The organism is Mediterraneibacter glycyrrhizinilyticus, assembly GCF_015560805.1.
Lineage (GTDB): Bacteria > Bacillota > Clostridia > Lachnospirales > Lachnospiraceae > Schaedlerella > Schaedlerella glycyrrhizinilytica_A.
Genome location: NZ_JADMSO010000003.1, coordinates 64,961 through 80,743 on the forward strand (window position 1 = coordinate 64,961; position 15,783 = coordinate 80,743).

General features: G+C 40.2%; 11 protein-coding genes, 1 tRNA gene and 3 pseudogenes. 14 read left to right on the forward strand and 1 reads right to left on the reverse strand.

Annotated elements, in window-relative coordinates; all coding sequences use genetic code 11:
- Positions 1-49 precede the first annotated feature (49 nt).
- The 13 genes and pseudogenes from I2H87_RS03950 (at position 50) to I2H87_RS04000 (ending at position 14,537) form a co-directional block, all read left to right on the forward strand.
- Positions 50-2,053 carry an acyltransferase family protein gene (locus I2H87_RS03950; protein WP_195609390.1) on the forward strand — a complete coding sequence of 668 codons (2,004 nt, stop codon included), beginning with the start codon at positions 50-52 and terminating at the stop codon, positions 2,051-2,053.
- Positions 2,050-3,315, forward strand: coding sequence for a lipopolysaccharide biosynthesis protein (locus I2H87_RS03955; protein ID WP_195609391.1), 1,266 nt, complete (start codon positions 2,050-2,052; stop codon positions 3,313-3,315). Before I2H87_RS03950 ends, I2H87_RS03955 begins: the two co-directional genes overlap by 4 nt.
- A 294-nt stretch (positions 3,316-3,609) precedes the next feature.
- Entirely contained in the window at positions 3,610-5,295 is a 1,686-nt protein-coding gene (locus I2H87_RS03960; protein ID WP_195609392.1) for an AAA family ATPase, read from the forward strand.
- A gap of 320 nt (positions 5,296-5,615) precedes the next feature.
- On the forward strand, positions 5,616-6,560 hold the full coding sequence (locus I2H87_RS03965; RefSeq protein ID WP_009268394.1) for a site-specific integrase: 945 nt from the start codon (positions 5,616-5,618) through the stop codon (positions 6,558-6,560).
- Between the two features lie 640 nt (positions 6,561-7,200).
- Positions 7,201-7,515 (forward strand): annotated as a pseudogene (locus tag I2H87_RS14145) (hypothetical protein); the annotation flags it as partial.
- Positions 7,507-7,749, forward strand: a pseudogene (locus tag I2H87_RS14150) (choline-binding protein D); the annotation flags it as partial. The pseudogenes I2H87_RS14145 and I2H87_RS14150, both read left to right, overlap by 9 nt.
- 90 nt (positions 7,750-7,839) lie before the next feature.
- Positions 7,840-8,070, forward strand: a pseudogene (locus I2H87_RS14155) (CAP domain-containing protein); the annotation flags it as partial.
- A 38-nt stretch (positions 8,071-8,108) separates the two neighbouring features.
- Positions 8,109-9,653, forward strand: a complete 1,545-nt coding sequence (locus tag I2H87_RS03975; RefSeq protein ID WP_195609394.1) for an N-acetylmuramoyl-L-alanine amidase family protein — start codon at positions 8,109-8,111, stop codon at positions 9,651-9,653.
- Between the two features lie 97 nt (positions 9,654-9,750).
- The gene (locus tag I2H87_RS03980; protein WP_195609395.1) at positions 9,751-11,850 is read left to right on the forward strand and encodes a hypothetical protein; all 2,100 of its coding nucleotides are present in this window, start codon (positions 9,751-9,753) and stop codon (positions 11,848-11,850) included.
- Between the two features lie 104 nt (positions 11,851-11,954).
- Entirely contained in the window at positions 11,955-13,055 is a 1,101-nt protein-coding gene (locus I2H87_RS03985) for a DUF3048 domain-containing protein (RefSeq protein ID WP_195609396.1), read from the forward strand.
- 187 nt (positions 13,056-13,242) lie between these two features.
- Positions 13,243-13,641: a spore coat associated protein CotJA gene (locus I2H87_RS13805; RefSeq protein WP_009268389.1), complete on the forward strand. Its 399-nt coding sequence runs from the start codon at positions 13,243-13,245 to the stop codon at positions 13,639-13,641.
- A complete protein-coding gene (locus tag I2H87_RS03995) occupies positions 13,638-13,907 on the forward strand; it encodes a spore coat protein CotJB (RefSeq protein ID WP_009268388.1) in 270 nt (89 codons plus the stop codon). Before I2H87_RS13805 ends, I2H87_RS03995 begins: the two co-directional genes overlap by 4 nt.
- A 3-nt stretch (positions 13,908-13,910) precedes the next feature.
- Positions 13,911-14,537 (forward strand): manganese catalase family protein, encoded by a 627-nt coding sequence (locus I2H87_RS04000; protein ID WP_009268387.1) that lies wholly within the window; start codon positions 13,911-13,913, stop codon positions 14,535-14,537.
- Positions 14,538-14,682: 145 nt separating this feature from the next.
- On the opposite strand, the gene I2H87_RS04005 is transcribed toward I2H87_RS04000, so the two are convergent.
- Positions 14,683-14,757, reverse strand: a tRNA-Pro gene (locus I2H87_RS04005).
- Between the two features lie 175 nt (positions 14,758-14,932).
- Between I2H87_RS04005 and I2H87_RS04010 the strand changes: the two genes are divergently transcribed.
- Positions 14,933-15,595: a YczE/YyaS/YitT family protein gene (locus I2H87_RS04010; RefSeq protein WP_195609397.1), complete on the forward strand. Its 663-nt coding sequence runs from the start codon at positions 14,933-14,935 to the stop codon at positions 15,593-15,595.
- Positions 15,596-15,783 lie beyond the last annotated feature (188 nt).

Sequence of the window (15,783 nt, forward strand, 5' to 3'; positions counted from 1 at the left end):
TTAAAATATTTCTGTTTATCCAAAACAGAAAAAGTAGGAGAATTTATAAATGAAACGTTTTGTAGAAATTGATGTAGCAAGAGGAATAGTAATATTGCTAGTTGTACTAGGACATCTAGTTGCATTTGACAATTTTTTATGGTCATGGATATTTTCTTTTCACATGCCATTTTTCTTCTTGGTGTCAGGTTATTGTACCAATAGTAAAAACTTTGAATTATCTTTTTTTGATTATTTGAAAAAATGCATAAAATCCGTTTTGTTAATGGCTATAACTTGCAGAATATTGTATATGTTGACGGGAGTATTTGGTGATGTTCAAAATATGAACTTGAATCAAAAACTCTTGAAAATTTTTCTTGAACCCTCTGAATGGTTTATTGCATCTTTATTTTTGGGAAGATTACTTTTTTGGGGATATATCAAAATTTATAAAATATTTGCAACTCCGAAAATCAGACTTTTGTTTTCAACTTTTAGTACTGCATTATTGTTTTATATTTCTACATGGTGGAGCGAAAGTGGTTTACATTACAAGCCAGAACATTTTCCATTCCCAATAGATACTTCTTTAATTGCCTTAGCATTTATTATCATAGGCTTTGAAGCTAGAAACAATAATATATCATTTAATTTTAGTTTAAATAGAGTACAAAAATATTTAGTATATGCGTTGATATTATGTACTCTAATATTTATAAAAAATGATACATATGTGAATGTGTCAGATATGAAATTTGGCAGAAGCCAGTTGTTTTTTGTTTTGAATGCTTGCTTTTGGTGTTGGTTAATTTGTTGCCTTTCATTTAAAATAGTAAATTCTGTTAAAAGCATAACCCATATATTAGAAATGTTAGGAAAACATAGTATCATTGTATATATAGGTCATACTATTCTATTTGTTTTCCTTAATAAAGTATTAAATTATTATACGGGAATAGAATATGTTCCCATGCATAATTTCAATAATTATTTAGTAGTTATATATTTTTTTATTACGTGTATTGTCTTCATTCCTATTTGTTTCTTATGGAACTACTTGAGACAAAGAAAAAATTCTGTAAAAATAATGCGAGTTGGATATATTATTTTAGTTTTAATATTTTTAGCTTGGGGAGCCAAATACAATACACCTGAAAATACAATGCCTTTTGAAGGGGATGGCACCGTTAAAAAACCTTATTTAATTAATTCGGAAGAGGAATTTTGTGAATTTCGCGATTTGGTAAATTCAGGAATTTCTTTTCAAGGGCAGTATTTTGAGCAAACCTGTAATTTAGATCTACGTACGATTGAAAATTTTGATCCTATTGGAATATTCGGAACAGATAAATATTTTTATGGAATTTATGATGGTGCAGGATACAGTATATCCAATTTAAATATCAATAGAGAGGATAATTGTGCACTTTTTGGAGTTTTAGGAGGTGAAATACATAATTTAAAAATTGAGAGTGGAAATATATCTGGGGAATGCGTAGGTAGTTTTGCAAGTCATGCGACATCAGATGGAAATGCTGTTATTTTTAACTGTTATAATAATGCAGTCATACATGGAAATGTTCGTGCTGGAGGTATTGCCGACAATTTTAATGGATCTATTCTTTTTTGTATAAATACCGGAAATATTTATTCTGAAACGAATTGCGCGTATGGAATAGCATCTTATTCTGCAAAAGAAGTAATGCATTCATATTCTGCAAACATGAAAGCTCTTGGAAATGATTTTAGTGGAATTCAAATATCTACAGCGGAACTTTCAAATAAAGAATTATCAAGAAAGGAATTCAAAGCGAAACTATTAATTGAATTGGGGGAAAACTGTGTTTTAAATCCGCAGCAGCGTATTGACATAAATTACTGTCAAAATCGATTAGATTCCCAGAAGTTATATTTATATTATATATGGGGGTATATAGTAGGTTTACTTAAAAATTGTTTGATTGAAATAATTTGTATTCTTGGTTTAATAATACTATTTATTTTAAGTAAGAAAAAAGTGAGCGACGGTTATACTCATAGATACTTCAAAAGAAAGCGAGTGAACTTATGAAAATAAAAGAATTTCTTTTGGATGATCAACATATTGACCGTGATAGTTTTCTCTGGAACATGATCGGAAGCATGTTAATGGCATTTCAGTCTGTCATTATGCTAATGATTCTAACAAGAGTATTGGGGCTTGTAGACGCGGGGATTTTTACGATAGCTTTTGCCAATGCAAATTTATTTTTAAACATTGGAAAATATGGAATGCGTAATTTCCAAGTGTCTGATGTGAAAAAACAATTTTCTTTTGCTGATTATAAAATTTCAAGAATCATTACTGTTATAGCGATGCTTCTGACCTCAGTGGGATATACGTTATATACAGCGTATGAAAATGACTATTCTGCTGAGAAGACACAAATCATAATCTGGATGTGTCTCTTTAAAATAGTTGATGCGGCAGAAGATATATATCATGGATATTATCAACAAGAAAACCGCTTGGATATTGCTTCAAAATGTCTTGCATTGCGTATGCTCAGCACAATTTTGGTTTTTAGTTTAGGACTGATATTTTTTAAAAATCAGTTAATAGCACTGATAATATCAACTATTTTAACTGCGTTTCTTTTTTTGATTTTTACAAAATGGACTATTGGTGAATTCCATAGTCCATCTGTAAAATGTAATAAAAAAAATGTGAGATTGCTTTTGAAATTGTGTTTTCCTTTATTTGCAGGTGCATTCCTTTCTTTCTATATTGGAAATGCACCGAAATATGCAATTGATGCCACTTTATCTGATGAATTACAGGCTTGTTATGGATTTATTGCTATGCCGGTATTCGTAATTGGGTTGTTAAATAGTTTTATTTTTAATCCGATGCTTTATAAAATGACTCAATTGTGGGATTCTGGAAAAGTAAAAAAATTTGTTGCACAGACAATCCTGCAATCAGGAATTGTTTTTGTGATCACAATAATCTGTATTGGCGGAGCGTATCTGTTAGGAATACCGGTTCTTTCCTGGTTGTATAATACAGATTTATCGCCATATAAAACAGAGCTCATCATTTTGTTATTAGGTGGTGGATTTTTAGGATTTTCAGGACTTTTAAATGCATTTATCACCATAATTCGTTGTCAAAAATGGATTATGTGGGGGTATGTACTTATTGCGATTTTAGCTTTTATATTTTCAAATCCGATTGTAGAAATGTATGGAATGTTAGGTGCATCTGTACTATATACTGCATTAATGGGAGGACTTTGCATTATCTTCGTTCTTTTGTTTATATATGGGATTTTAAAATATAAAAACAAATAATTCTTTATTTGAGGTTGTAAAGAAAAGTTAGAAAATAAAATTTTTATGAGATGAATAAATGGGCGAAAGGCTTGAATAAAATCAGCTTTTCGCTTTTATTATTATTCTTGTATAATACTGTTACTGATATATAGGGACACGTTGTCCTGTATAGATCGATTCCAAATTAACACTTGATCCCAATAATAAAAATTCCAATATCAAGTGTAAGTATGCTATTATAAGTATTATGATACATTTATATCGGGGCAGAATAAAACACATAAAACTTTTATCAAAAAGGAGGGAAGCCCATTGCATCAAAACAAAAAGAAACTTCCAATTGGAATTGATAATTTTGAAAAGTTACGATTGAATGATTTTTATTATGTAGATAAAACAGGTTTAATTAAAGAATTACTGAACAATTGGGGAGAAGTGAATTTGTTCACACGCCCGAGGCGATTTGGAAAATCATTGAATATGAGTATGCTGGAAAATTTCTTTTCAATCGAAAAAAATCAGGATATATTTCATGGATTAAAGATTGCAAAAGAGACAACATTATGCGAAGAATACATGGGAAAATATCCGGTGATTTCGATCTCTTTAAAAAGTGTAAATGCAGCTTCTTTTGAGAGTGCATTTCAACTGACTGCGCAGATTATTGCGGAAGCAGCCGAAAAGGTGCAGTTTCTTATGGAAAGTGAACAGCTTACAGAGTACAACAGAAATGAATATCAAAAGTTATTGAAAGATATGAGTGAAGCAGAGTTGTTTGGAAGTTTGAAAAAATTGACGCGTCTGCTTTCCAGACATTATGATATGCCTGTGATTTTATTGATCGACGAGTATGACGTGCCATTGGCTAAAGCGTATGAAAATGGTTATTATGAGCAAATGGTTTTTTTGATTCGTAATTTATTTGATCAGGTGTTGAAAGGAAATGAAAATTTAAAGTTTGCCGTGTTGACCGGATGTATGCGTATTTCCAAAGAAAGCATCTTTACAGGATTGAACAATTTGCGGGTGCTGTCTGTTTCCGATGTTGAATTTGATGAATACTTTGGGTTTACAGATGAAGAGGTACAAGAACTTCTTTCTTATTATAGATGTACTGATAAATACCATGTAATAAAAGAATGGTATGATGGTTATAGATTTGGAAATGTGGATGTATATTGTCCATGGGATGTTGTTTGTTATTGTGCCAAATTGAGGGAGGATAAAAATGCACAGCCGGAAAATTACTGGATCAATACAAGCAGTAATGATGTTGTAAGAAAATTTATACAGGGAGCTGAAAATAACACGGTTAAACGAGAAATCGAACAGTTAACAGAGGGCGAAGTGATCGTAAAAGAAATCCATCCGGAATTAACTTATCAAAATATGTATCAGTCTATGGAAAATATTTGGAGCGTGCTGTTTACAACAGGTTATCTGACCCAGCGGGATAAAAGGGATGGAGATTGTTATAAATTGGCAATACCGAATAAAGAAATCGGTGCAATTTTTGCAACGCAGATTATGGAATATTTTAAAGAGAATATTCAAAAAGACGGGATACTTCTGCAACGTTTTTGTGCGGCGTTGGAGCAGGGAGATGCAATGACTGTTGAATCCTGCTTTGAGGAATATTTGAAAAAAACGATCAGTATTCGGGACACTTACATTAAAAATGGTATGAAAGAAAATTTTTACCATGGTATTCTTCTTGGAATTCTGGGTGTTAAAGATCAGTGGATTGTCGAGTCGAATAAAGAGATGGGAGAGGGATACGGTGATATTGTAATTGAAACGGAAAATGGAGAGACTGGGATTATTATTGAAATAAAATATGCCCGGGATGGAAAATTGGATTTTGCATGTGAAAGAGCAATAGAACAGATTTCGTCTAAGAAGTATGATGAGAGATTTAAGGAGAACGGAATCCGGAAAATATTGAAATATGGAATTGCGTGTTATAAGAAACAATGTAAGGTTCAAGTTGAAAGGTAAAGCTTATTTTTATGAGAGAAAAGCCGTTCCTGACGTCGGTGCACACTGACGCCGGGAACGGCATTCTTTTGCTTACATTATCTTTTGTAAATTTTTCCCCTCTCATTTTGGAAAATCCGGTAAAATAACAACAGTCCAGCCTCGCTGTGTATAGTGATAAAAATTATTGAAAACCATAAGGATCCTCCTGCGAAATCTTAATTATAATATATATGTATATGCGGAAAGTTTCATCTTTATCATAAAAAATCAGCCGGATCTCATTGTATGTATTGGGTACAGGGATGTTATACTGGAATGCAAAAACAGGAGTGTGAAAAATGAAAAGGGAAGAGTTAAAATTTGAAGATTGGGGAGCGATCTGGCTGAATTACAAGAAAGAGTTTGTAAAGGAATCCACATATGCGAATTATCTGACGGCGATGGCGAACCACATTATTCCGGCATTTCAGGGAATGAAAATCGAAGAAATCTCAAATCGGGTCATTCAAAAAACAATACTGATGTGGTCGAAATCCGGTCGAAGAAACCAGTGCGGAGGACTGGCAGTAAAGACGATCAAGGATATGGTTGTGATTTTAAAAATGTGCCTGAAAGATTATGAAGAGTTTTACGAATTGGACAGCAAAAGCAGAACGGTGAAATATCCGGTACAAAACAGAAGTAATGAGATTGAAGTGTGGTCAAGAGAACAGCAGGATTTTGTGATGCGGCTGATCCGGGAAAATCTTGGGAATGAAACACTGGGATATGCGATTTCGTTATGTACGGGAATACGGATCGGAGAACTGTGCGCGCTTCAATGGAATGATATTGATCTGCAGAACCGGATGATTCGGATCAACAAGACGCTGCAGCGTATTTATCTGAAAACAGATGCGGGAAGAGGGATTTCCAAGGTGATCATCACGTCTCCAAAATCAGAAAAGTCAATACGAGAAGTGCCGATCTCAAATATTTTGTTTGGATTGTTTTCCGAGATCGGAGAAAAAAGAGGGGATTGTTATGTGTTGACGGGAAAAGATACCTATATCGAACCGAGGTTGTATCGAAAGCATTACCGGGATTTTATGGAACGTTATCAGGTGAAACCAATCAAATTTCATGCGCTGCGGCATACGTTTGCAACAAGGTGTATTGAGAATGGAGCAGATTATAAAATAGTGAGTGAACTTTTAGGGCATGCTTCGGTAAATCTGACATTGAATTTATATGTACATCCAAATCTGGAAGACAAGCGGCGATGTGTTGATTTGATTTGTTGAAGCAGAAAACATTTTATGTTATGATAGATATGTTTGACAAGTGGTGTCAGTATGCAATGGATTGTTTTCCCATTTATACGCTGACGCTGCAGAAAGTGGAAAGATAAAAGTACACGAGGAGGAACGAATGCAGAAAATGTGGGAATATAAACGAATCGGAAAAAGCATGGTATGCCTGTTGGCAGCAGGTGCGTTGACATTTTCCAATATGAATATTGTTATGGCGGCGGATCCGCAGGCTGTGGCGGAAAAGACAGAAGATGAAAAAGCGCCGAAAGGAATTTTGGGAAATGGAACAAATGGGATTTCCATTGATATTCATGGAGCGGTTTATAAGAACTACGCCAAGAAGTCTTATGGAAGCTATGCGTATGGACCGGAGGGATGCGCCTGGTTTGCATCAGCCCGGGCTAGTGAGCTGACGGGGAACGATACACCGATTTTTGACGGGATGAATTGGTATCATACATGGTATGACAATTATGGGTATACGCGTGGTCAGAAACCGCATGCGAAAGCATTGGCATGTTATACGGGGCATGTAGCTGTTGTGGAACAGGTTGACGGAGACGAGATCACCATAAGCGAGGGCGGATGGGGACCGGCAGGAAAAGAGCATGGATATACGATCATCCAGACAATGACACAGAAAGAATTGGAGTCGGATCGTGGAGGTACCGGAGCATTTATCGGATATGTTTATTTAGACGGAGCACAGCTTGGTGGAGAGGACAAGCCGTCAAATCCGGGAGACGGAAATTCCGAAAACAGTGATCAAAATAATAATCAAAATAATAATTCGGGCAATCACTCCGGAAATGAAAATGCCGGAGAAGGCGGCAATATTGCAGATGGATGGCATAACGACGGTGTGTCATGGCAATATTTTCAGAATGGACGTGCTCTGACTTCGCAATGGGTATCAGACAGCGGAAAATGGTATTATGTGGGAGCGGATACATATATGGAGAGTCTGACTTGGCTGCAGTTGGGTGGAAAGTGGTATTATCTTACAACGGACGGAAGCATGGCGACCGGTTGGGTACAGCTTGGAAGTGAGTGGTATTATCTGAATGCGGACGGAAGTATGGCGACCGGCTGGATACAGCTTGGAAATGACTGGTATTACTTGAATGCGAACGGTGCGATGGCAGCGGATACATGGGTAGATGGTTTTTATCTGGAAAGTGACGGAAAATGGCAGGTTCCCGGTACATGGTATCTGAATGAAAACGGCTGGTGGTATTCTTATCCTGCGGGCGGTTATCCGGCAGCATGCTGGGAAATGATCGGAAATGACTGGTATCATTTTGATGCGCAGGGATATATGGAAACCGGCTGGATCTGGGATGGTGCAGCTTGGTACTATCTGCAGGAAAATGGGGCGATGCTGAAAAATTGCTGGATCTCCAATTATTATGTCGGCGACAACGGAGCAATGTATACGGACAGATGGACTCCGGATGGATACTATGTCGGCGGAGACGGACTCTGGATTCCGGAAAAATAAAAGTATAAAAATAAGAAACATGGAGTGCAGGAAAGAATATGAGAGGAAAAAGTTTAAAGTTTGCAGGCGGTGCGGTGATCGGTATGGCAGCAGCTTGCCTGTTTTCCGGTATGGATGCAGCAGTGGCACAGGCGGCTTACGGAGTTACATATAATGAGGGCGGAAATCATCTGGAAGATCTGTGGGGAACCGGATATAATGAAGTGCTTGGATGGCTGGGACAGCATACCAATGACAATTATTATCTTGGAACGATCCACAGTGTTGCGGCGCCGAACGACGGGGATAATCGAAATCCGGCAGGGGATTGTCAGGGAGCGAACGGACAGACAGATATACCGGGAAGCGCTGTGATGAACTGTACAGGATTCGTCTGGCATGTGATGTACAAAGCGAGTGGGATGGATCATGATACCGCGTATGCAACAATCCCGTCGCTTGGCGGTATGGGAGCCGGAGCATGGGGCAGTTATCTTCAGAATAATCAGGTTGAATATCGGACATATTACGGAGATAACAATACGGCGGCGGAGTTCGATCAGTTTGTGATGGATATTGTAAATGACGGGTATATTGAGCCGGGGGATGTGATCTGGTTATGGGACAACAGTGCAGGTATGACCGGCACCGGAATCGCAGCGGGAAGCAGCCCGAATCATCATATCGGAATTTATATCGGCACATATTTTGACGGACAGCCGCATGCTTATCCGTGGGTGGACGAAGCGTCTCCCAACCGTTGGTGGCATTCCTTTGGATCCAATGCATATACGGGAGAATCGTGGATGTGTAATCTGACAAGTAAAGTGTCGCCGGGAGCATTTTGTGATGCGATCACGGTGATCAAATTGGGAAAAAGCGGACAGTGGATCCAGGACGCTTCCGGCTGGTGGTGGTTAAGAAGCGACGGCTCGTATCCGGCAGGAACATGGGAGATGATCAAAGGAAAATGGTATCTGTTTGATGAACGCGGCTATATGCAAACCGGCTGGGTAAATCAAAATGGTACCTGGTATTATCTGCAGCCAAACGGAGCGATGCAGACCGGTTGGGGATGGATCAACGGACAGTGGTACTATTTTTCGCAGAGCGGAGCAATGCAGGTAGGCTGGGTGTTGGATGGTCACAGTTGGTATTTTATGCAGAATGACGGTTCCATGTATAAAGGATGGCTGGATCAAAACGGAACCTGGTATTATATGAACGGCAGCGGCGTAATGCAGACCGGTTGGTTGTATCAGAATAACAGCTGGTATTATTTGTCCGGAAACGGAGCGATGTATACGGGATGGCTTTGGGCTCGTGACAAGTGGTATTTCATGTATTCGGACGGCTCTATGGCGACCGGAATGATCACGGTAGGCAATGCGGATTATTATCAGGCTCCGTCCGGAGAAACTTTGTACGGCTGGATCTGGAAAGGCGACGCCTGGTGTTATGCAGATGACGCCGGCGTGATCCAAAAAAATATGTGGAAATGGATTGACGGAGAATGTTATTATTTTGATTCCACAGGGAATATGGCTGTCGATACATGGATTGACGGATGTTATGTAAATTCCAGCGGTGCCTGGGTATATTAAAGATTAAAAAGGCAGGGCGGGAGTGCCTTGCCTTTTTCCTTTTCAAGAAAAGTGGGAAAAGAAACAGATACGATTTGAAAGAAAGGTGGCAGATGCGTTGGCAATAGAAAATCAAAAGAGACGGCGGAAATATAAATTTTTCCAATGGATTTTTTTAATTGGATTATTTTGCTTTTTCGCGTGGAATAGCGCCGCACAAACGGTACAGGCGGCAGGGGGGAATGCTAAAATTCATTTTTTGACATTGCCGGAGAATACGACAGCGATACTTCTCGAATGCAACGGAAGATTTGGAATGGTGGATTCCGGTGAAGACAGTGATTATCCGGACGGAAGTGATCCAAATTATCCGCAGAACCCGGGGATTTCAATGATAGACGGATGGGAGGACGATGTGATTGCGTATTTATACTCGGTCGGGGTAAATACAGAAAATTTCGAGTTTTATATCGGAACACATGCACACAGCGATCATATCGGGACAGCAGATGAAGTGATCCGCGAATTCCGACCGGAAAGGGTTTATCTTCAGGAATATAGCGATCAATATATTTCGAGTCCGATCCAATATATGGATAATCAATATATTTATGACAGAGCAGTGGCAGCTGCCAGGGAAGTCGGCGCGGAATTGATTCAGGATTTTTCCACAGAAGATCTTTCCGGCATTCATTCCCCTGTGTTTACACTGGGAAATGATATGACGGTGGAAATCATGAATTATGGTTTCAGTCATATGATGATCTCCAATGCGAATGATATGAGTCTGGGAGTAAAAGTCAGCGCGAATGGAAAGACGGCATTTCTTGCCGGAGATATTAACAATACACTAGGTGCTGAAAATACACTGGCAGGGCAGTTAGGTCATGTGGATTTATTGTGTATGGGGCATCATGGATTTTATGGTTCCAATACACCAGGATATATGGACGCACTGAGTCCGGATCTTCTGATACTTCCCGGTAACGTTCAGGCGGTTTCTACTGTCGGGACAAGAAGTACTTATACAATTTTGAAAGAATTAAGCCAAAATGGTGTTCCGATGTATGCGACGGCACTTTATGAGCCTTATATGGATGCAATCGTCATTTCTATGGATGAAGCGCTTTCGGATAATGTTCCAGCAGAGATAAATGTTCCGGCATGGTTTCAGGAAAAGCGGGAAATTATCAATTACCGGAAAGGATTTCCGGAAAAAATGACGGGATGGTCGGAGAGGTATGATAAAAAGAAAGCCTATTTTTCCGATTCTTCCTGTGCAGTTCGATCGGAATGGATCACGGTAAATGATAAGAAATATTATGCGGATGAGAACGGTTGGATCCAAATGGAGGGATGGTTTTTACAAGACGGACATTGGTATTATGCCGACCGGAAGAGCGGAGAGATTTTAACCGGCTGGATCTATGTGGATGACAGTTGGTTTTATATGGAAAAAGACGGCGCGATGCTTCCTGGCGGATGGCATCAGATCGATGGAAACTATTATTATATGTATTTTCACGGAGCGCTTGCCACCGATACATGGATCGGAGATTTTTATGTGGATGAATCGGGCGTTTGGAGACCGGAATATGCACCGAAACATTGGGTAAATGATAACGGAAGCTGGTGGTATCGTCACGATGACGGAAGCTACCCGGTTTCGGAATGGGGGCTGATCGACGGAAGTTGGTATTATTTTGATGCGGCGGGCTGGATGCAGACCGGATGGCTGAATCAAAATAACAGTTGGTATTACTTAAGCGAAAGCGGAGCAATGCTCTCGAATGGCTGGTATTGGATCGATGGAAGCTGTTACTATATGTATGGATCCGGTCAGATGGCGGCTAATACATGGATTGAGAAATCCTATGTAAATGCATCGGGAATATGGATCCCCAATTACAGTATCGGACAGTGGATGCAGTCAGGAAGTTTATGGTGGTATCTGTACGATGCCGGTGGATTTCCAAAAGCACAGTGGGAAATTATAGGCGGAGACTGGTATTATTTTGATGAATCCGGCTGGATGCAGACCGGATGGAAATTTATCGGGGATGCATGGTACTATTTGAATGAAAGCGGAGCAATGCTTTCAAAGGGCTGGCATTGGATTGACGGAAGCTGCTATTATATGGATGCATCCGGAAAGATGATGACGGATACATGGATTGACGGAAGTTATGTGAACAGTTCAGGTGTTTGGATTCCTTAACAAAATTGTAGGAAAATTGTAATAAAATTCCGGTGAAGAATTGAATTTCAAAATTTGGTGTGATACGATAAATGTAGTATTGGAGTACAAGGAGGAGGCAGAATATGAAGAAGTTAAAAGTACTGGTGCTGCTGGGGGTCGTAGCATTGAGTCTCGCAGCATGTAAAAAAGAAGAGCCTGCAAACGAGCCGGAGACGAAGCAAGAAGCAGTGAAAGAGACGAAAGAGGAGCCGAAACAGGACGAGCCGGTTTCGGAGGAAGAGATTCCGGCGAATCAGAACCTTTTGACAGGAATCCCGGATTTGTCAGATGCGGCGATCGGAAAACGACCGGTAGCCGTTATGGTGAATAATGTAATGCCGGCAATGCCGCAGTATGGTGTGGAGGAAGCGGATCTGATCTTTGAAATCCCGGTGGAGGGAGATGTAACACGATTTATGGCGTTGTATGCCGACTATACTGCTGTGCCGAAAGTGTGTGCGGTTCGGAGTTGTCGTTATTATTTCCCGGTATTTTCCGAGGGATTCGATGCATTTTATGTAAACTGGGGAATTGATGACAGTATCGGAGATTATTTGAAAACGCTGGATCTGGATCAATTCGATGGAATGTCTGACGGAAACGGAATGTTCGGAAGAGATCAGGCTCGCTTGGATGCGGGATATGACCTGGAGCATACAGCATACTTTGACGGCACGATGTTTGCAGATGTCGTACAGAAAAACGGAATCCGAACCGATCTCGAAGAAGATAAACGAGATACTGCATTCAAATTCCATGGTTTGGATGAACAGGTAAAACCGGATGGCGAAGCATGTGATCAGGTAGATATTAATTTTGGCGCACAGACCGCAACGCTTACATATGATCCGGAAAGAAATGTATATCTGAAGCAGATCAATGGAAATGCGCAGGTCGATGGCAATACACAGAATCAGCTTGCATTTACAAATGTATTTGTTTTGGAAACAGAAATTTCCGTAAGGGATGAAATCGGGCATAAAAGAATTGAAGTGATGGGCGGAAAAAATTCCACAGGTTATTATATTTCAAATGGCGCCGTACAGAAAATCAGTTGGGAAAAAGACGGAGGAAAAGAATCTTCCCGTTTGAAATTCTACGATGAGAACGGAGAGGAATTAACAATCAACCGTGGTAAAAGTTATATTGCAGTGAATTATGCGGATAAGACTACATTTCAGTAGAATGTAGTGAAAAGTTAAAAAAACAAAGAAAGCCATTTTGCAGAAGTGGGACAGAAAACAGGGCAGCAGACCGATAGTCGGTCGGCTGCCCTGTTTTTGGGTGTGGGAGGTGCTTTTAGTGGAACACTTTCTCAATATTTTCCATAATATAAGTAGTGTAAACAATACCGAAAGGAGTTTTTATCGAATGGCAAATTGTCAGAATCCTATGCGATATGGACGCCAGACTCCGATGTATACACAGAGGAGTACCTGTAATACGTGTGGTTCCGTACGTCAGAATCCGCGTCCGGTTCAGCAGGAATGCCCAAGACCGCAAGAATCTCAGGTGACACGTCCTTTCTCTGATTGCAGAGAACGTATCGATCGTGTGGAACATCTTCCCGAAAATTGTAAGGTACATGTTCATAAAGAACATCACTGCCACTGCTCCAAAGATCCATTATGGGAAATGCCTCTTGCTATGGCATATGTTCCTTGGCAGAGATGGCAGGAAATCTACGATGTATGCGACGGATTTCAACGAGGAACTATTTTCCGTGAACTGGATAAACCGTTCCATGGGAAAGGAGGATGCAATCGATGAGTGAATGCCCTTGCAGAAAAGAATTGTTAAATCAGATTAACGAAGCCAGTTTTGCCGTTGATGATGTAAAACTATATCTCAACACTCATCCCTGGGATGATGAAGCATTGGTTTATTTTCAGGAATACAGCCGTATTCGTAACGAAGCTTTAAAAGAATATGCAAAGCATTATGGACCATTGACAATCGATACCGCCTCCCTGTCCTGTGAAGAACAATGGGATTGGATTGACGCACCATGGCCGTGGCAGGAAGGAGGATGTTGATTTATGTGGAATTATGAAAAACGCTTACAGTATCCCGTTAAAATCACACAGACAAATCCAAAGATCGCGCAGATCATCATCACGCAATTCGGCGGACCTGACGGCGAACTTGCCGCCTCTATGCGTTATCTGGCTCAAAGATATACAATGCCATATAACGAAGTCACCGGAACACTTACCGATATCGGCACGGAAGAATTAGCCCACCTCGAAATGATATGTGCGATCGTTCATCAATTAACACGCAATCTGACACCGGAAGAAATCGAAAAATACGGTTTTGATAAATATTATGTTGACCATACGCTTGCCCTCTGGCCACAGGCTGCCAGCGGTGCACCTTGGACGGCAACCTATTTTCAATCCAAAGGAGATCCGATTACAGATCTTCATGAAGATATGGCTGCGGAACAAAAGGCCCGGACCACTTATGATAATATCCTGCGGCTTGTGAAAGATCCTGAAATATGTGATCCGATCCGCTTCCTTAGAAAACGTGAGATCGTGCATTATCAGCGTTTTGGTGAAAGTTTGAGAATCGTACAGGAGCATCTCGACAGCAAAAACTTCTATGCGATCAACCCGGAATTTGACATTCGCCAAACCTGTGACTGCCCGCAGCATAAATAGTAAAAAATCCGATAGAATATAGCAAAAGGCATGCCAAATTCCTATGAGGCATGCCTTTTCTTTAGGATAAAAAGATATTCTAGCGTCGGTGTACAAGGAGGCGTGTTTCCCCTTGCACATCGACGCTATTCTTAGTTTCCGAAAATCGGGGTGACAGGATTCGAACCTGCGACCTCACGGCCCCCAGCCGTGCGCTCTAACCAAACTGAGCCACACCCCGATAACGAATTCATTATAACTGACATTTCAGAAAAAGTAAAGTTCCCGATTGAAAATCACCTGTAAACCTGAATTTCGAGCAATTTCCTGATGTCCTCTTTTCTTTTTTTGTTTTATCAACTATAATAAAATAAATTATAGCGGTAGTGTACGAGAAAAAAGGAGTCGGACAAAATATGAATAAAGAAAGTAAAAAGGAAACATTTGCAGCGGATACATCGGGAAGAAGTGCGGCTGACTGGATCAGGGCGCTTCTTGCTTTGTTGTTTGGACTGGCAGTGGCGCATTTGGGAGTGACTTTATTTTTATTGTCCGATCTTGGAACCGATACATTTACCGTTTTTATACAGGGGCTTTCCAGAACGGTGCATTTAAGTGTCGGGACCGTCCATGCGATCGTTCTCTGTATTTTGATGGTAGTCATGTTGATGACGACCAAGGGATATGTAAAGCCGGGAACCGTTGTGTGTGCGTTTTTAGGCGGACCGATCATCGATCTGTTTACATGGATGCTGGGAGCGGGGATCAATGCGGATGCGGGAATGCCGATCCGGATCGGCAGTATGCTGGTCGGCTGTGTGGTTTTGGCGCTCGGGATGTCCATCGTGATCAACAGTAATGCAGGTACCGGTCCCAATGATCTGATCGCGATCATTTTATCGGATAAAATCCCGGCGGTGGAATTCCGTTGGGTGCGTGTCGGATGTGACCTGTTTTTTGTTCTTCTCGGCTGTTTCCTCGGCGGAACTGTCGGGGCTGGGACGATCGTGGCAGTATTTTTGACGGGACCTCTTGTACAGTTCTGGCTTCCGAAAACCAAACGATTCATGCCAAAATAGTCTGCAGATAAACGGACGAAATAAAACAGACGTATTTAAAATACATCGAAACCGTTGTTTTTAATCAGGAAAACAGATATAATATAGGACAGGTTTTATTTCCCGGAGAATGTTATGGGAAGAGAACCTGCCTTTTTAGTACAACAAAAGTGCTTTTCGTATCTGTGGAAATGATGGATTATTAGATA

Coding starts and splice junctions, on each gene's coding strand:
- I2H87_RS03965 (WP_009268394.1), top strand. CDS start 5,616: ATGAAAAGGGAAGAGTTAAAATTTGAAGATTGGGGAGCGATCTGGCTG.
- I2H87_RS03950 (WP_195609390.1), top strand. CDS start 50: ATGAAACGTTTTGTAGAAATTGATGTAGCAAGAGGAATAGTAATATTG.
- I2H87_RS03985 (WP_195609396.1), top strand. CDS start 11,955: ATGAAGAAGTTAAAAGTACTGGTGCTGCTGGGGGTCGTAGCATTGAGT.
- I2H87_RS04010 (WP_195609397.1), top strand. CDS start 14,933: ATGAATAAAGAAAGTAAAAAGGAAACATTTGCAGCGGATACATCGGGA.
- I2H87_RS03995 (WP_009268388.1), top strand. CDS start 13,638: ATGAGTGAATGCCCTTGCAGAAAAGAATTGTTAAATCAGATTAACGAA.
- I2H87_RS13805 (WP_009268389.1), top strand. CDS start 13,243: ATGGCAAATTGTCAGAATCCTATGCGATATGGACGCCAGACTCCGATG.
- I2H87_RS03975 (WP_195609394.1), top strand. CDS start 8,109: ATGAGAGGAAAAAGTTTAAAGTTTGCAGGCGGTGCGGTGATCGGTATG.
- I2H87_RS04000 (WP_009268387.1), top strand. CDS start 13,911: ATGTGGAATTATGAAAAACGCTTACAGTATCCCGTTAAAATCACACAG.
- I2H87_RS03955 (WP_195609391.1), top strand. CDS start 2,050: ATGAAAATAAAAGAATTTCTTTTGGATGATCAACATATTGACCGTGAT.